18 protein-coding genes are annotated in these 15,875 nt (G+C 52.1%); 1 reads left to right on the top strand and 17 read right to left on the bottom strand.

What is annotated here, in order from left to right:
• Window positions 1-19: 19 nt before the first annotated feature.
• The 16 genes from HCN83_RS05640 to HCN83_RS05565 all read right to left on the bottom strand — a co-directional run bounded on the left by HCN83_RS05640 (window position 20) and on the right by HCN83_RS05565 (window position 13,130).
• On the bottom strand, window positions 20-1,045 hold the full coding sequence (locus tag HCN83_RS05640; RefSeq protein WP_168005360.1) for a flagellin: 1,026 nt from the start codon (window positions 1,043-1,045) through the stop codon (window positions 20-22).
• Window positions 1,046-1,358: 313 nt separating this feature from the next.
• Window positions 1,359-1,547 carry a hypothetical protein gene (locus HCN83_RS05635; protein WP_168005359.1) on the bottom strand — a complete coding sequence of 63 codons (189 nt, stop codon included), beginning with the start codon at window positions 1,545-1,547 and terminating at the stop codon, window positions 1,359-1,361.
• A gap of 65 nt (window positions 1,548-1,612) precedes the next feature.
• Window positions 1,613-2,311, bottom strand: a complete 699-nt coding sequence (locus tag HCN83_RS05630) for a response regulator transcription factor (RefSeq protein WP_168005358.1) — start codon at window positions 2,309-2,311, stop codon at window positions 1,613-1,615.
• 199 nt (window positions 2,312-2,510) lie between these two features.
• Window positions 2,511-2,741, bottom strand: a complete 231-nt coding sequence (gene csrA / locus HCN83_RS05625; RefSeq protein ID WP_168005357.1) for a carbon storage regulator CsrA — start codon at window positions 2,739-2,741, stop codon at window positions 2,511-2,513.
• A complete protein-coding gene (gene fliW / locus HCN83_RS05620) occupies window positions 2,742-3,185 on the bottom strand; it encodes a flagellar assembly protein FliW (protein ID WP_168005356.1) in 444 nt (147 codons plus the stop codon).
• 154 nt (window positions 3,186-3,339) lie between these two features.
• Window positions 3,340-3,903, bottom strand: coding sequence for a DUF6470 family protein (locus HCN83_RS05615; RefSeq protein ID WP_168005355.1), 564 nt, complete (start codon window positions 3,901-3,903; stop codon window positions 3,340-3,342).
• 6 nt (window positions 3,904-3,909) lie between these two features.
• Window positions 3,910-5,061: a flagellar hook-associated protein FlgL gene (gene flgL / locus HCN83_RS05610; protein ID WP_168005354.1), complete on the bottom strand. Its 1,152-nt coding sequence runs from the start codon at window positions 5,059-5,061 to the stop codon at window positions 3,910-3,912.
• A gap of 24 nt (window positions 5,062-5,085) precedes the next feature.
• Window positions 5,086-6,717: a flagellar hook-associated protein FlgK gene (flgK, locus tag HCN83_RS05605; RefSeq protein WP_168005353.1), complete on the bottom strand. Its 1,632-nt coding sequence runs from the start codon at window positions 6,715-6,717 to the stop codon at window positions 5,086-5,088.
• A gap of 36 nt (window positions 6,718-6,753) precedes the next feature.
• Window positions 6,754-7,242, bottom strand: a complete 489-nt coding sequence (locus HCN83_RS05600; RefSeq protein ID WP_168005352.1) for a flagellar protein FlgN — start codon at window positions 7,240-7,242, stop codon at window positions 6,754-6,756.
• 12 nt (window positions 7,243-7,254) lie between these two features.
• Window positions 7,255-7,554 (bottom strand): flagellar biosynthesis anti-sigma factor FlgM, encoded by a 300-nt coding sequence (gene flgM / locus HCN83_RS05595; RefSeq protein WP_246238105.1) that lies wholly within the window; start codon window positions 7,552-7,554, stop codon window positions 7,255-7,257.
• Between the two features lie 61 nt (window positions 7,555-7,615).
• Window positions 7,616-8,050 carry a TIGR03826 family flagellar region protein gene (locus HCN83_RS05590; protein WP_168005351.1) on the bottom strand — a complete coding sequence of 145 codons (435 nt, stop codon included), beginning with the start codon at window positions 8,048-8,050 and terminating at the stop codon, window positions 7,616-7,618.
• A gap of 71 nt (window positions 8,051-8,121) precedes the next feature.
• The gene (locus tag HCN83_RS05585) at window positions 8,122-8,799 is read right to left on the bottom strand and encodes a ComF family protein (RefSeq protein ID WP_168005350.1); all 678 of its coding nucleotides are present in this window, start codon (window positions 8,797-8,799) and stop codon (window positions 8,122-8,124) included.
• Entirely contained in the window at window positions 8,796-10,169 is a 1,374-nt protein-coding gene (locus HCN83_RS05580; RefSeq protein WP_168005349.1) for a DEAD/DEAH box helicase, read from the bottom strand. The genes HCN83_RS05585 and HCN83_RS05580 overlap by 4 nt, the downstream gene beginning before the upstream one ends.
• A 111-nt stretch (window positions 10,170-10,280) precedes the next feature.
• Window positions 10,281-11,129, bottom strand: coding sequence for a DegV family protein (locus HCN83_RS05575; RefSeq protein ID WP_168005348.1), 849 nt, complete (start codon window positions 11,127-11,129; stop codon window positions 10,281-10,283).
• 150 nt (window positions 11,130-11,279) lie between these two features.
• Window positions 11,280-11,972, bottom strand: coding sequence for a response regulator transcription factor (locus HCN83_RS05570; RefSeq protein WP_168005346.1), 693 nt, complete (start codon window positions 11,970-11,972; stop codon window positions 11,280-11,282).
• Window positions 11,973-11,999: 27 nt separating this feature from the next.
• Window positions 12,000-13,130, bottom strand: a complete 1,131-nt coding sequence (locus HCN83_RS05565) for a sensor histidine kinase (RefSeq protein ID WP_168005344.1) — start codon at window positions 13,128-13,130, stop codon at window positions 12,000-12,002.
• 395 nt (window positions 13,131-13,525) lie between these two features.
• On the opposite strand from HCN83_RS05565, the gene HCN83_RS05560 reads away from it, so the two are divergent.
• On the top strand, window positions 13,526-14,182 hold the full coding sequence (locus tag HCN83_RS05560) for a YigZ family protein (protein WP_168005343.1): 657 nt from the start codon (window positions 13,526-13,528) through the stop codon (window positions 14,180-14,182).
• 393 nt (window positions 14,183-14,575) lie between these two features.
• Here the strand turns inward: HCN83_RS05560 and HCN83_RS05555 are convergent, their stop codons facing one another.
• Window positions 14,576-15,517, bottom strand: coding sequence for a nuclease-related domain-containing protein (locus HCN83_RS05555; RefSeq protein ID WP_168005342.1), 942 nt, complete (start codon window positions 15,515-15,517; stop codon window positions 14,576-14,578).
• Window positions 15,518-15,875: the final 358 nt, after the last annotated feature.

Genomic DNA, 15,875 nt, shown 5'->3' with positions numbered 1-15,875 from the left:
AAGAAGTAACGAAATGAAATTATCCAAGCAGTTGAAGAACAGACTGTGGCTGCTGGTTAGCTTGAGCAAGCATAGACTGAGAAGCCTGAGAGAGAATATTCGCACGCGTCATCTCCATCATCTCAGCAGCCATATCAACATCACGGATACGAGATTCCGCAGCTGATAGGTTCTCCGAAGAGTTATCCAAGTTAGAGATCGTGTGTTCTAAGCGATTTTGTACTGCGCCCAGCTCGGAACGTTGTGCAGAAACTGATTCAATAGCAGAGTTAATTGTAGTAATTGCAGTATCAGCAGTTTCTTGACTAGAAACATCAATTCCTTTAGCACCTGTATTACCATCCGCCAATGTAGTTTCTGAAGCTAAAACTAATTCATCATCTTCATTGTAATAACCAGCAACTGCAGCTTCAGTAGTTACATCACCATCACCATCAACAACTTCCTCAACGGCTTCTCGGAATGTAGCAACTGTAGTTCCATCTTGACCTACTAAAGTACCTGTTGTTTCATTTTCTGTTTCAGCAGTATAGGCAGTACCAACTTCAAGTGCATCTGAACGCATATCAGCGACTGAAACGGATATATTCTGCCCCTCGTTGGCTCCGATATGAAATTTATTGTTTAAATCACCATCTAACAGTGTCTGTGTATTAAACTCAGTATTGTCTCCAATACGGGTAATTTCGGCGGCAAGTTGATCTACTTCTTTTTGAATTTCAGCACGGTCTTCTGTAGTATTAGTATCGTTTGAAGACTGAACAGCTAACTCTCTCATTCTCTGAAGAATGCTGTGTGTCTCATCGAGAGCACCCTCTGCAGTTTGAATGAGTGAAATACCATCCTGCGCGTTACGGCTAGCTTGATCAAGTCCGTTGATCTGAGCACGCATCTTTTCAGAAATAGCTAATCCTGCTGCGTCGTCCCCTGCACGGTTGATACGAAGGCCAGAAGAAAGCTTCTCCATCGAGTTCTGCATCGCGTTCTGGTTCATGCCCAGCTGACGGTGAGTGTTCATTGCTGAAATGTTGTTGTTAATAATCATAAAAAATATCCTCCCTGATTTTAACTCCCGGTCACATCCTTGTGATGGAAGTACGTAGTTAGGGCGTTGGTTCCGTCGGCCGCCGGTTCCTCTGCCCTGCATGGTTAATATCGGAGGAAGTTAATTAATGTTTAGGAAATAGGTCACTTTTCTTTTGATAATAAAAGCCTTCCAGATCAGCTGGCTTTTAAGTTAATAATGAAATGAAGGTTTTGTACAAGCAGATATGTTTGATAAATAATGAATTACTTTTATTCAACCGTCTAAACTCCTGCATGTATGCAATGCTGCCAACGACGTTTTAGATGGCACTTTATTCTGACTGCATTTCCGTTGAGAAGAATTGTTCTGTAATAACCGCCAATCGTGTCTTCGTAGCGATGATCGACGACTCCGGGAGGATCAGGGCGAGTCGAAGATCCACTGGCTTTGTTATATAAAGCCAGCTAGCTGAGGCCGTCCCCTCCGGAAAGCGTTCGATCGAAAGCGAAGAACTACCCATCAGCCATTATTTTACTACTCCTATGCATACAAAAAAGCCCTCCTATCCGGAGAGCTTCAAAACGTTTATCTCATTGCGTCGACCCAGCCGTTGCGGATAATGCGCACCATGGCGTCGGTACGGTCGTTGGCGCCGAGCTTTTTCAGCAGGTGGCTGATAACGGTGCTGACGGTGGATGGGGCGAGATACATGAGTTCGGCAATTTTACGGTTGTTGTGGCCATCCAGGATGTGCTGAAGGACGGCGCGCTCGTTTTTCGTGAGCTGGTACTGCACGTCCTCCTGCCTCAGAACGAGCCGCTTAATCGGCCGGTCGCGCAGCTTCTGCTCGTGCAGGTGGCGGACGAGGTCGTCATGCATGCCCTGCTCGAGGTAGCAGCCGAATTCATCGACGGTACTGATAATCGTCTTTCCGTACGTATAAAAGCTATGTACCGACAACAGACCGCTCAGATGATTCGACAAGTATGGGATCAGTGAGCTGCTCGGGCGTCCGACTGTGACAAGCAGCACCTTCGCATCCCCCGCCCGTTCCAGCACATCGTCGATCCAGTCGGTCGTTTCCGACGTCAGGGATTCGATCAGCAGAAACACATGGGAGGCGTCATCAAACGATTGGACATCCCCCTGTTCGACAATGACACGCTCTCCCGGCAGGGTTTCCTGCAGGCGCTTCTCGGAGTTGCCGGTGAGATAGCGGTCATGATCGATGACGAGGACCTGGCCGTTCGCTGCAGTGTGGGTCGGTGTATACGATTGTTGCATGAATGAAGATCCTCCCTTTATTGGTCTACTCATAAGAATACACGTTGAGAAAAAAAACGACAAGATTCGATAGGTATTTTCCAGTCACACCACTGTTCAAAAAAGGCTTGCTATAGAGGCAAAAGACGCAGACAATTCTAAGACAATTATCGATGCCTTGCGGGTGCGCCTGGATGTTTATTCCACTTATTGGATGTTTTTAGTGACTCGAATCATTTTTTGCAAAGGCTGTCAGCACATCAATACTGGAAGAAGCAGCGCTTGCGTTTTCCTCTTGAATCGCGAGATACACCTCTTTGCGGTGGATCTCGACGTTCTTCGGTGCGTTAATGCCGAGCTTTACCTGATCGCCTTCAACGGAAACGACCGTGAGCTCAATATCGTCGCCGATTTTGATCGACTGATTCTGCTTGCGGGAAAGAACGAGCATTTACTTGCCCTCCTTTGCTGGCACCGGCAGCGCATGTTTCGTCGAATAGCTGCTTTCTGCCAGCACGATTTGCCGTCCGAGACGCGTCTCGTGATTGATCACGATCGGTCCCCGCAGATTCGCAGAAGAGTCCTGCCAAGAGTCCTTCAGTGTCAGCATGACAAACAGCGACACGTCCTCTTCGGCGCTCACGTGGAGTGCTTCCAGCGTCTGATCGCTCAGCTCCACTTCATAATCCGGAAAAAACGTAAACGGATTCATGACGATGAACGCGAGCTCCGCTGTGGCGACGGACTGCAGAATGTAAAACGGCCCCGTTTCTTCTGCGAATGGGAGCAGAACAAACTGCTTTTCCGCTTCAAAGCTCGGGATACCGGACGGGAACACGGTAATGTTCGCTTCATTGATGTCCACCGTTCCGCTGTACTTCGTTTCAATTTGCATAATCATCCCCCTGTTTCTCTTCACTTCGTTTAGTGTACCGCATCAAGGTTCTTCATTTCGATAAGGAATTTGGCTTATATTCCCTAAATTTTGTTAGCCGTTCGTGATAATGAAAAAGGCGTTCCCTGACAAATGGAACACCCAGTTTCTACTATTATATAGTCCGGTCAAGACGCGGGGCCGTGATGCGCACGTCCGGCTTTTGTGTGACGTACGTGTCAACGCTCCATCGAGGCGCATCGATATGCGGCCGGTGCGGAGTCACGTTGACTGCTACGTCAGCCGGAGTGACCGTTACCGACAGCTGCGACGGCTCATAGGATATGCGCACCTTCTCCGTCCCGGACGGGATCTGACGGTAGGCGAGCTCGTGCTCAAAGATGCGGCCGCGCTCTTTGGCGAGCATGGCGATTTTATTACCGGGTTCTTCAATCCGCTTTAGCTGCTCCCCGTCCCGGGCCACTTTCGCGATATAGGCGAGCACCTGCTGATTCGCTTTAGCGGCCATTTCGTTGTTGCGGCGGAGAATGCCTTTTAGTCCGGCATCAGCAAACGCTTCGGTCTGATCAATCGACAGCTTTCCATCCGTCGTACTCATCTGCACGGTCCCTGGATCCTGCTGAATCGACAGCTCCGCCGGACGCTGCGTAATCTGCATCGGCGGCCGGTGATGCGTCATGCCCGTTTTCGCGTGGGTTACGTCGATTTGAATCTGCATCAGCTGTTACCGGAGAAAATCCATGAGTGACGGCTGCATGATGCGTGCCCCGGAGGAGAGTGCGGCGCGATGAACGTTTTCAGCGGTCATTAAGTTCATGATCGCTTCTTCCATTTCCACGTCCTCGTTGTCGGACATGATCCGCTTGGCGATTACTTCCTGCTCCTGCACGCGACGGTCGATCATCTCGACCCGGTTCATGCGCGCGCCGAGCTCCGCGCGTTCATTGACGGAATTATTTACGTGCTTATCGAGCACGTCCAGCATGCCGGAAAGCTCCGAGGCTGTTGTATCCGGATGCTCCAGTGCGTTTTCCAGCGCCTTTAAATCCGCAAACAGCTGGTTGCCGAAGACGGCCTGCGGGTTCACGTTAATGTCCACGTTCGTGCCCTTCATCAGCTCCACGCTCACCGTACGTCCATTCGTCGATACAGCGTCTTTATGAGATACGATGACGCTTCGTTCAGGAAGCGATTCCGTGCGGGTCGTGCCGTCCTCAGTAAAGCTGCGCACGGCTCCCGTTACGCTGCCGTCCTCAATCGTAAACGAAATCGTTTCGTTATCCGGTCCGGTAAAGACCGCGCTGTCTCCTTCCATCCCCTGAAAGGCATAGGCGTTTCCTTTATACATCACGTCGAGCGGAAAGTCCTCGGCTTCCTCCGGGAGATCTCCCTCCAAAACGCCGCTCAGGCCGTTAAAGCCGATATCCATGCGGCTCGTATCGACCGGAGCGTTCGTCGTATCCGTGCCGTTGAACATGTATTTATTATTGTTGCGCGTGTTCGCAAGCGACGCCAGGTGCTCCCGCAGCTGGGCGACTTCTTTTGCGATATTGGAGCGCTGTCCGGCTTCGTAGGAGTCATTGGACGCCTGCACGGTCAGCTCGCGGACGCGGTGGAGCGAGTTCGTCGCTTTATCAAGCGTTGCATCCGACGTATCCATCCAGTTGTGCGCTTCAGAAAGATTGCGTTTAAACTGGCCGGTTTCCGTCACCTGGGTTCGATAGCGAATGCCGTTCATCGCCACGACCGGATCCTGGGAGGCACGGGAAATTTTCTTCCCGCTTGAAAGCTGGTCCTGGTATTTCATCATCTGCCCGTACCCGCTGGATAAATGCTTCATCGAATTGGCAGTCATCATCGACTGGGTTACTCGCATGCCGTTTCCTCCTCTACTCGTTTCTTACAGACCGACGCGGCCCATACCGTTGATGACGCGGTCGAGAATGTCATCCATGTTCGTCAGGCTTCGTGCCGCTGCGTTGTAGGAATGCTGAAACTGAATCATGAGCGACATCTCTTCATCCAGCGACACGCTGCTCACCGAATGACGGCGGTTTTCCACTGATTCCCGCAGCGAAGCCGTGTTGCGCTCGAGCCGGCCCGCTTCACTCGTTTCCACGGCCATTTCGCCGATCACCGACTGGTAAAAGCTCTGTACGTTCGTCGTACTGCCGCCAAAGTTCAGGCTCTCATCCTTGACGTTTGCAAGCGCAAGCGCCCCCGATCCGTCGCCGGCAAACGCCTGGCCACCATCAAAGCTTGAGGCAGCAATGTTATCGAGGCTGCTTCTCACCTCATCGCTGACGCGGAAGTTTTTCGCTGCGCCGACGAAGTATTCACCGTCGCCGAGATCGGCAAAGCGCACGTCAGAACCGGTGCCGAAAAAGTCGATGTCCTGATTTTCTCCGGAGGCGATTTCACTCAGGCTCGCGTTGCTGTTATGCACGTCGTTCAGCGCTTTAGCGAACTGGCTCACCATCATGTCGAGCTCCCTGAGCATATCCGGATAAATACCGCGGATGTCGGCTGCCGCAGCGGATGCCGGATTATCGGCTTCGCCTGTATAAATACCGTACGCTTCTGCGATGCCGAACAGCTTGCCCGGTGAGCTGAATTCGCTTAAACGGATTTCCTCACTGCCTATGGAAATGGAATAGAGCGGGTCCTCCAGCTCGTCGCTTTCAGACGGAACGGTGTTCATCGAGATCTGCTCGTATGTAAGGTCCGTTCCGTTGATGAGCGTGAGCGGCTGTCCGTCTGCGCCGGTAAGCGCACGGCCGTTTTCATTGGCAAGCGTCACCGTTACTTTTCCGTCTGCCATCTGCTTTGCATTTCCGCCGCTCGGCACGCGGTCAACTTTAATGTTCACATAGGCTGACAGCTCATCCAGCAGCACGTCGCGCTGATCGTACAGGTCATTTGGCAGCATGCCGTGCGGTTCGACGGATGCAATCTGCTTGTTCAGGCCGTCGATCTGGCGGATGAGGGAATTGACCTTGTTTTCTGTGACATCTACTTCGTTTAAGTAGTCGCGCTGAATCGCCTGGATTGCGCTGTAATTCGTGCCGATCGTATCAGCGAGCGCTTCACCGTTTTGACGCACGACGGATCGTGCTCCGGCGTCCTCCGGATTAACGGACAAGTCCTGGAGCGACTGCCAGAAGCGGTCCATCGCCTGGGAGATCCCGTCATCGGACGGCTCGTTCATGATGTCCTCCATTTTCGTCAGTGCATCAAGCCGGGCGCCCCAGTAGCCGTTTTTTTGATTTTCTTCGCGGTACTGAATATCGAGAAACGATTCCCGGACCCGCTGCACTTCCCCTGCTTTCACGCCGGTTCCCATTTGTCCCGGAATGCCGGGCTTATTGAAGGCCGGGCTCGGGAAGGCTTCTGTCTGTGTAAAATTCACCCGCTGACGGGAGTAGCCCTCTGTATTGGCATTGGCGATATTGTGGCCGACCGTCATCAGTGCTGACTGGTTGGCACTCAGCGCGCGGCGCGCTGTTTCAAGTCCGCTGAACGTGGAAACCATTGCTTTACTCCTCTCTGCAGAAAAAGGCCGCCCCTGTCAGGCTTTTGAATCAAACAGGGACCGCCCGTTCTGTTCCTCTTCTTCCCGGCCGCTGCCGGAATAGCTGCTGAACTGCCGATTCGGCTTCATCGTATCGAGGCTGACGCTTACAAATCGAAGCGAATCCTCCAAAAGCTGCCGGTTTAAGTCATTTTGCGCCTGCAGCTTGTCGACGACCTCGATCAGCTTCGTACGTATCGCACTGAATGTTTCTTTCTCGTCTTCTGTTAACAGCGGCGCGAGATCACTCAGCGTCGCCTGCTTCGGAGGCAGGTTCTGCGCTCGCAGCAGTCCTGCTGTCAGCGTGCGCCTTGCTGCTTCAAGCTTTGACAGCCTGGCAGCGAGTCCTGCTTCCTGACGCACGAGGTCATCGAGCGCTTTCGTATCGTTATGCTGAACGGCTGCTGTCTTCTCTTCCGCAGCTGTCAGAAGCTCTTCGTGCACGCTGAGCTGTGCCTGCAGAATGGTGTATAGGTTCTCCTTCATACAGGCCTCCCTTTACTTATTCCAGTAGTCGTACATTTTTCGTGCCGTTTCGTTTAAGTCCGGCTTATAGGTGCCGTTCTGCACCTGCGCTTTCAGCTCCTGCACCTTCTGCTCACGGGCTTCTGTAAATTCACGGGCCTTCGCAAGCTCTTTTGCCTGAGCGGAAATTTCCAGCTGATCCGCTTTTTTCACAATCTCTTGTTGCTGACGCTGCACGTTCTGCTGGCTTTTGTAAGCCTGAACCGAGTGCATCGGATTGATTTTCATTCGGGCGCCACCTCCTTCTGCTCGCAGCAGAGTCATTTCCTCCATGATAGCATGTCATCCGCTTCCGTGCTTCTACGGCTAGTATCGGCAGAAAGCGCACGCATGTTTACCGGTCTTTGCGTACTTTTCCTTCTAATGAATGGTAAGTCGTGTAACGGCTCTTTTCACGAACGGCCTTCCGGTCGCTGAAATCCTTTTCCCGGTTGGACTGCTCAATGCCTGATTCGATCCTCGACCGGCACGTTGAGCAAAGCTTTCCTTCGCGGATATCCTTCCCACAGGAGTCGCACGGGTACGTTAAATTCGGAAACTGGGAAAGTAAAATGCGTCCTTCCCGGATAAACTGAAAGATGCGTTCCTTCGATACGCCCGTGCTCTCGACGACTTCATCGATTGAAGCCCGGCGGTTGTCCCGTTTGCGGATAAAGCTGTACACCGTATCAAACTGGGCTTCGACGTCTTTGGCGCACGTTTCACAGACGCTCCGAAGCGCCTTGACGAAAAGCGCGCCACAGTCCGGACAGTTGGCTAACTCCGGCATATGCGTTCCTCCTCTGCAAACCGGATTGTCTCCGGCTTTTCTACGCTTAATATCGGCAGGGAGAGCGCGGTTTACATGGGACTTTTGCGTAACGAACGTGCTACTGTTATCCCACAAACCGAAACTGCGCCTGCCTGCATCAGGACGTCTTTACAGGCGCGCATCGTAGCACCAGTCGTATAAATATCGTCAACGAGCGTAATTCGCATGCCGGTGACGTTCCCTGTTACGTGAAACGCTTCGCGAAGGTTCGCTTCCCGCTCAACCGGGGTCGATTTACTCTGCTTCGCCGAGAGAGTGCGCCTCGCGAGCAAAAGCTTCGGACGCCGCACGACGAGCTCGGCCTGATTAAAGCCCCGTTCAAACAGCCGGTCCGCATGCAGCGGCACTGGTACGACTGCGTCCGCTTTCGGAAGCCGGCGTAAAAGCCGCTGCATCGGCAGCTGGAACAATGCTGCTAGCGCCGCATCGCCGCGGTACTTGTAGCGCGCAAGCACGTCCTTTACGTCGTCGTTGTACGGATAAAGGGAGCGCTGCATAAAGTCCTCCGGCTGGCAGGCCGCGCAGCGCGGCTTCGAATCGGGATGCCCGCAAATCGTGCAGCACGACGTCTGGCTGATCGGCGCAAGCTTCGCAGTGCACGCCGAACAGAGCGACGGCAGCTTCGTCTGCAGCAGCGAATACCAGTCGCCGGCCGGATAAATCGTCTCGGAGCAGAGCAGGCACGTGCCGGTTACAATGAGCTTCATCGGCTTTCCCTGTTCAGGCGCCGTATAGTGGCAACCGCTCGCACCGCAGCTGACGTTTTGCCAAAATGAAAAAACGCGACGTCCCCGTTCGGGTAGCGCGGACTGCGTCCGGCCCGACCGGCAATTTGAATCAGTGCGGTTTCGGTGAAAATCGGTGCTTCGATTCCGAGAACGGCTGTCTGCACGTTCTCGATCGTAATCCCACGCTCCAAAATCGTTGTCGTCACGAGCACGTCGATCTGCTTGTTCCGGAATGCCTTCACCCGCTCAGCCCGGAGCGGCTCCCCGGAATAGACGCTCGTGCAGCGAATGCCGGGAAGGAGCTTAGCGACCGCTTCTCTGACCGGCTCCAGATCAGCGGTTTCCGGGACAAACAATAGCACCTGACGATCGCGGTGCTTTCGTAAAAAGCGGACGAGCGTCTCAGGCAGCCTTTTCTTCTCCAACCGCTTCTGCCAGCGGCCAGCCCAGTGGAAGGCCGGAACCGGCAGATCAGCGCCGTGGTAGCGCCTCCCGACGGTGACAGCCGGAAGCTTGCCACGTTTCGCCTCCTGCTGCAGCGTACGCGACGGCGTCGCCGTCACGTAAACGGTCAGGCCGTTTTGGTCAACCGCCTGAGATGCCGCCCGGATCAGCGCAGCATCCGCCGAAAATGGGAACGCGTCGACTTCATCGATGATGAGCACCGGAAAGGCGTCGCGAAAGCGGAGCAGCTGATGCGTCGTGGCAACCGCAATGTTAAAGGAAGCGATCCGTTCGTGCGGCTCCTTACCTCCGTAAAACCCGGCTGTTGTCGCTTCGGGAAACGCCGCGCGGATGCGCGGTTCAAGCTCCTGCACGACGTCCCGCCTTGGTGTTGCGATCATCACCGGCTTCTGATCAGCCAGCACCGCTTCAATCAGCGGAAACAGCATTTCCGTTTTGCCGGCGCCGCATACGGCCCACAATAGCTGCCGGCTCCTCTTTTTCCGATAGGCGGTGACAAGCGCATCTGCCCCCTGCTGCTGCAGGTCCGAGAGCGAGCCGCCCCAAGTGCAGGCTGCAGGATGGGCTGCTGGCGGTGACGCCCGGTATAAAAACGTGCACGCAGTAATCCGCCCCATCATCAAGCAGCCGCGGCAGTAGCTGCACGTTTTACCGCAGCGGCCGCACGTACCAGGGAGCATCGTCGGCGTTTCCCCGCAGCGTCGGCACGTTTTCTGAATCGCTGCTTCTTTCGTGACGATCCCCTCTGCCTCGAGTGTGTCAAGAAGCTGTGTTATCATATCGTAGCTTTCACGAAACGGTTCGCCGCCTGCCAGAGCTGTCACGAGCTCATCGATCGTGAGCTGTCTGCCGCAGAGCGCAGCAAGTACATCCTTTTTCAACATAAAAAGACCCCTTTCATCATTGAAATGAGGTCCGTTCGTATCACATAGGTTGTCGTTCGGTATATTTGCTCCCGCCGGCGGCTTTTAGACCGGTGCCGGCGGTAATAAACATCAGTCGAGGTGCATCCAGCCAATGCCGAGCGCGCCGGGCCCCAGGTGGGTGCCGATGACCGGGCCGAAGTGGCTGATGTACACATCCGCGTTCGGGTATTGTCCGCGCAGCTCATCTGCAATCGGTTCTGCTTTGTCGAGGCAGTTGCCGTGAATGACGGCAATCGACGCGGATTCCTCCTGCGTCAGGTCCGAATCAAGCAGCGAGCGGATTTTCGCGAGCGCTTTTCTCTCCGTTCGCACCTTTTCGTACGGTACAATCTTTTTGTCTTCAAAATGAAGCACCGGCTTCACCTTGAGCATGCTGCCGATAAACAGCTGCGCGCCGTTGAGGCGGCCGCCGCGGTGCAGATGATTCAAGTCATCTGCCATAAAGTAGGCGCTCGTTTTTTCCTTCAGCTCCTCAAGCCGCGCCATAATCGCTCTGCCGTCCTTGCCTTCGTTCGCAAGCTTGGCTGCTTCGAGCGCATAGAAGCCTTGAATCATGCAGCTCACTTCGGAATCAAACACGTGCACCGGCAGCTCCTCGAACATGTTCGCTGCGGCAATCGCCGTCTGGAACGTGCCGCTGATCCCGCTTGAGAGCGTGACGACGACAATTTCATCGTATTCCGCTCCGAGCTCACGGTACGTTTCCTCAAACAGCCCGATGCTCGGCTGCGACGTCGTCGGCAGCTTTTCAGTATGCTTCATTTTATAATAAAAATCTTCAAACGTAATGTCCCATTCTTCCTTAAACGTTTCTTCACCGAAAATCACGTTCAGCGGCACCATTGTAATATTATACTGCTTGCGTGTTTCTTCCGGTATGTAGGATGTAGAGTCGGTAATCACCGCTGTTTTGCCCATCGCCAGGTCCCCTTTATCGTCAAAGTCGTCCGTTTATCGTCTATCTTCCATAGTAGCAGACCGTCTTTTCGCATGTCTATCGTTTCCGGATAAAACACGCGGAAGGACCCACAGAAAAGCCGCCCCTCCTTAAAGGGACGGCAAGCTTCATTAATTCACTTTCACCCAGCCATTTTTAATCGCATCAACGACAGCCTGCGTACGGTCGTTCATGCCCATCTTCTGCAGAATGTTACTGACGTGGTTTTTAACCGTTTTTTCGCTGATATAGAGCGCTTCTCCGATCGCCCGGTTGCTCTTTCCGTCCGTCATCAGCTGCAGCACTTCGCACTCACGGCGCGTGAGCAGGTGCAGCGGCCGGCGGTACTCGACTTCACGGAAGCCGACTTCGGTTTCACCGCCACCGTCTGTTGCAAGACGACGATATTCCTTGATCAGGTTAAACGTTACTTTCGGATGAATGTACGCCCCGCCCTCGCCAACGACCTTCACAGCTTCGATCAGTGCTTCGGTATCCATTTCCTTCAGCAGATAGCCGGAAGCTCCTGTTTTCAGCACGTGCGTAACGTACGTTTCATCATCGTGAATGGAAAGGATGAGTACTTTGACATTCGGGAACGTTTCGACGAGCTGTTTTGTCGCTTCCATCCCGTTCATTTCCGGCATGTTAATGTCCATCAGCACAACGTCCGGCTGGTTTTGACGCACGAGGTCAATCACTTCCGAACCGTCGTTTCCTTCCGCTACGACTTCAATGCTGTCTTCCATGGAAAGAATCCGCTTGACACCTTCGCGGAACAGCTGATGATCATCAATGAGTACAATTCGCAGTTTGTTTTCCATGCTATCTTCCTCCTGTAGGTATATTCATTACTCTGTATCAACGGGAATCTGCACGATAATGAGGGTTCCCTTGCCTTTTTTCGAATCGATGCTAATTTTGCCGTCGAGCATGTTAATCCGTTCCTTCATGCCGATCAGCCCAAAGCTGCCTTCTTTTTTCTTGTCGAGATCAAAGCCGCGTCCGTTATCCCGGATCACCGCGGTAACGAGGTGGTCCTTCACGTCAAGCTTCACCTGAATGAGCGTCGGGTCCGCATGCTTCACCGCATTGTTGACAGCTTCCTGAACGAATCGGAAAATCGCAACTTCCATGTCCGTCGGATAGCGGATTTCCCTCCCCAGATTCCGGAGCTCAATCGTAATGCCGGACCGTTCTTCGACATTTTTCAAATACTTGCCGAGCGTCGGCAGCAGTCCGAGATCATCGAGCGCCATCGGGCGGAGATCGTAAATGATGCGCCGCACTTCAGCAAGCGAGTCTTTTACCATGCTTTTCATATCGCGGATCTCCAGGCGCGCCTGCTCAATGCCCTGCTTATCGAGCACGCGCTCGACAATTTCAGAGCGGATGGCCACATTTGCCATCATTTGAGCCGGACCGTCGTGAATTTCACGGGAGAGCCGCTTGCGCTCTTCTTCCTGCGCCTGAATAATCTGCAGGCCGAATTTCTGCATCTGCTCCGCGTCCTCCAGCATCTCGGAAACCTGCTGCAGGTCCCCGGTTAAATAATGGATGACGACGTTGATCTGATTGATCAGCTGCTCGGCACGCTCCATCGTTTCCTGAAGTTTCACGAGCCGCCGTTCAATATGATCACGCCTGCTGCGCAGCTGCTTTTCCTCCTGGTGAAGCACCGCAAGCTCCACCTGAAAGTTATTCGCCTGTTCATACGCCTCGCGCACCTCCTGATCGGAGTAACTGTCAAAGTGACGGCTGACCTCTGCCAGGCGGTTGCGGGCAAAACGGGAATGAACTTCGGATCGCTCGACCTTATCAATAACTGTAATGACCTTATCCTTTATCACTTTCAATTCTTCTGAAAGTGTTTCATACTCCTGACGGGAATCCTCACCGATGTCAAAAATCTGTTCCTTGCTTTTGCCAACAGTGTCCATCATCCCGGTCAGAATATCGTCTATCGACTGTAAGGAGCTCATTGCACCCCTCGCTTTCTCCCTGGGGGACGGCATCCTTATGCAGGGTCTTATAAACATAAGCCTATATATCTAGTCGATGCCGGATATGTTTCTCTGGGGGGCCCGCAGCATGAGGCGAAAAGAATATTTCGTAAAACTTGTCCCCTCATTCCCTTGATTGGGATAAAGCGGCGTAAACCTCAGACAGGCATGAAGCCTTTTTCCTATTTTCTCTTATAAGCAGAAATTGGTCAAGTAAAGCTGTTATCATCAGAATGCCTTCCTTGACAGTATCTCATTACTCATCTTACCCTAAAAAGGGACTGATCTCGGGATAATTCACAACTTTTCTATATTTTTTTAGAATCCAACTTTTGTGCTAGATATCAGGATGTTCGCTGAAAGGAGCGATGACGTTGCTAAATCAGTACTATACCGTCAAGCCGGAGGGCGAGTCGGAAATTGTCATTCAAAAGTCACGTTTTATTACCTACGTGCGGCGCACGGAAACCGAAGAGGAGGCAGCTGCCTTCATCGACAAAATCAAGCAGCGCCACCGCGACGCCAACCACAACTGCTCCGCCTATATGATCGGCGAGCACGATTTAATTCAGAAGGCGAACGATGACGGCGAGCCGTCCGGCACGGCTGGCGTACCGATGCTTGAGGTGCTGAAAAAGCGTGCGTTAAAAGATACGTGTGTGGTCGTTACCCGCTACTTCGGCGGCATTAAACTAGGCGGAGGCGGTCTGATCCGCGCATACGGCTCAGCTGCTTCTGCCGGTATCAATGCCACCGGCGTCGTGGAGCGCAGGCTCGGCACGGTGATCCGCTTCCAGTTCGACTACGGCATGCTCGGTAAAATCGAAAACGAAGTCCGTAACTCCGATTATATTCTGAAGGACATCGCCTACGAAGAGAACGTCAGCATGACCTGTTTTGTCGAAGCCGGCGGCGAAGACACCTTCGAAAGCTGGATCGCCGACCTCTCCAGCGGCCAGGCTGCCGTTACCCGTGAAGGCAGCGAATACATCGAAGTCGACGTCGCGTTACAAGGCGACGAACGGGAATAGATCGAGCAGAGGCCCCGGCGTTGAGGTGACGCCGGGGCGGTTTTAGGTGGACGGATGGGTTTGGGTTTGGGTGGTGCAGGAGAAAAGTTTTCATTCCGGGAACGAAAGTTATTATACTCCGGAGCAAACTTTTCAAGTTGTCGAGAAAACTTATCATTCTGCGACTTAAACTTATTACGGTTATTATCATTCGTTCTTTATAGCGAAAATTTTATCATTTGCCCCACTGAACTTTTCAACTTCCGACATCAAGTTATCATTCCTTAAAACCCCATCATCCACCTCCGCAGATTCCATCTGCCTTTATTACAACCGGTTGGCACATTTACTGCTAAAGATCGGAATGCTGAATTCATAAAAAAAGCTTCCGCCAGCATGCGGAAGCTTCCTTACTTAATCATGTCGTTTAAACACGTAAAGCTGACCTCTTCGTTCGAGGAAGGGCATCATTAACCGCCTGCCTACCTGATAGGATGGCTGTCGTAATAATGTTAAGAATACGCGCATCGTTACAGGTGTTTTGAGTAACAATCGCAAATCCTGAAGCGCTTCAATATGTCGATACGGCTGACTTTCCCCGCAGTCACAGCAGACCCATGTACCATGGCTCCTCTTAAGTGCTCCTTCACATGACTCACATGCTATCGGATAAAATAACTCCAGTTCGTCAATTCCATACCGTTTTAGTAAATCCTCCTGCTTTTCCATACTCTCCTGCTTCAAGCGCATTAATACGTTTGTTAACGCTTTTTGTGAAACTTTCTTTCGCGAATGCTTTTGAAATAAGAGATCTATTACGGTAGGGAGGCGGCTGCTGTGATAAATGTTCGCTACATTTTCGGGAACGATGAGGCGGGCAGCCGCATTGGAGGAGATGACATGCGCTTCCAGAGGGAGATCCTTCATCCCTGACTCAGCGAACTTACGTTTCAAGAATGCTGCCTGACGAACACTTTGGCTGAGAGGACAAGCGAATGCTCGTTTTTCTCCATTAATATCCTGAATCAGCTGGCCTTGTTCCGGATAAAAATACAAGCTGCCAGACATTTGCTTGATTTCACCTATGTATAAAAAATATGGAGTCGCTATAAGGAGATCGATCTGAAAGATGTGGCTGGAGGTGGTATCTCGTAGTCTGAGCTGCTGAAGCACGGTGCAATGATCCGCAAGAAGTGGGAAATAATACTGTACTGACTCTTCACCGTAATGACCGGCCGTATAGCGCCGATAATCTGATTCAATCTTTTTCCTGCTCGAATGATCAGGCGGCAGCCTGCGTAGTATCGCTTCGTATTGATCAAATAAAAATGGTCGAACGATTGCCGATTTTGTCATGAAAACCTCCATATGTCATTTTTTTCTATTATAAGGAGGGATTCTCTCGATTGCAAACATATATTCCCCAACGTGCAAGCTGATACGGTGATTCTTTCACCACTTCTTTAATACGTACGTTATTCGTATCGTTCATGGCAGCTTCGTCAGTCCAGACGAAATGAAACTTATTAAACAGACGCTTAAACGTTTTAATCTCCCTTTGAAACTTATCAAACAGGGTGATAAAATTTTCATTTCAGCTGCTAAAGTTATTACGGTTATCATTCTCGAACTGTTATAACGAATAACTTATCAAACGACCACCCAAACTTTTCATTCTCGCCATCAATCTTATCATTCTCAAACCCCTCCCCTC

The organism is Alkalicoccus luteus (assembly GCF_012034335.1).
In the GTDB taxonomy this organism is placed as follows: domain Bacteria; phylum Bacillota; class Bacilli; order Bacillales; family Salisediminibacteriaceae; genus Alkalicoccus; species Alkalicoccus luteus_A.
This window is presented reverse-complemented; position numbering and strand designations above follow the sequence as displayed.

Bases quoted from the DNA above. Each gene is read 5' to 3' on its own strand.
- HCN83_RS05615 (WP_168005355.1), bottom strand. From the start codon at position 3,903: ATGCAGATTCAAATCGACGTAACCCACGCGAAAACGGGCATGACGCAT.
- csrA (WP_168005357.1), bottom strand. From the start codon at position 2,741: ATGCTCGTTCTTTCCCGCAAGCAGAATCAGTCGATCAAAATCGGCGAC.
- fliW (WP_168005356.1), bottom strand. From the start codon at position 3,185: ATGCAAATTGAAACGAAGTACAGCGGAACGGTGGACATCAATGAAGCG.
- HCN83_RS05590 (WP_168005351.1), bottom strand. From the start codon at position 8,050: ATGCCGGAGTTAGCCAACTGTCCGGACTGTGGCGCGCTTTTCGTCAAG.
- HCN83_RS05570 (WP_168005346.1), bottom strand. From the start codon at position 11,972: ATGGAAAACAAACTGCGAATTGTACTCATTGATGATCATCAGCTGTTC.
- flgL (WP_168005354.1), bottom strand. From the start codon at position 5,061: ATGCGAGTAACCCAGTCGATGATGACTGCCAATTCGATGAAGCATTTA.
- HCN83_RS05580 (WP_168005349.1), bottom strand. From the start codon at position 10,169: ATGTTGAAAAAGGATGTACTTGCTGCGCTCTGCGGCAGACAGCTCACG.
- HCN83_RS05585 (WP_168005350.1), bottom strand. From the start codon at position 8,799: ATGAAGCTCATTGTAACCGGCACGTGCCTGCTCTGCTCCGAGACGATT.
- flgK (WP_168005353.1), bottom strand. From the start codon at position 6,717: ATGGTTTCCACGTTCAGCGGACTTGAAACAGCGCGCCGCGCGCTGAGT.
- HCN83_RS05575 (WP_168005348.1), bottom strand. From the start codon at position 11,129: ATGGGCAAAACAGCGGTGATTACCGACTCTACATCCTACATACCGGAA.
- HCN83_RS05565 (WP_168005344.1), bottom strand. From the start codon at position 13,130: ATGAGCTCCTTACAGTCGATAGACGATATTCTGACCGGGATGATGGAC.
- flgM (WP_246238105.1), bottom strand. From the start codon at position 7,554: ATGGAGGAAATGACTCTGCTGCGAGCAGAAGGAGGTGGCGCCCGAATG.
- HCN83_RS05635 (WP_168005359.1), bottom strand. From the start codon at position 1,547: ATGGGTAGTTCTTCGCTTTCGATCGAACGCTTTCCGGAGGGGACGGCC.
- HCN83_RS05630 (WP_168005358.1), bottom strand. From the start codon at position 2,311: ATGCAACAATCGTATACACCGACCCACACTGCAGCGAACGGCCAGGTC.
- HCN83_RS05555 (WP_168005342.1), bottom strand. From the start codon at position 15,517: ATGACAAAATCGGCAATCGTTCGACCATTTTTATTTGATCAATACGAA.
- HCN83_RS05600 (WP_168005352.1), bottom strand. From the start codon at position 7,242: ATGAAGGAGAACCTATACACCATTCTGCAGGCACAGCTCAGCGTGCAC.
- HCN83_RS05640 (WP_168005360.1), bottom strand. From the start codon at position 1,045: ATGATTATTAACAACAACATTTCAGCAATGAACACTCACCGTCAGCTG.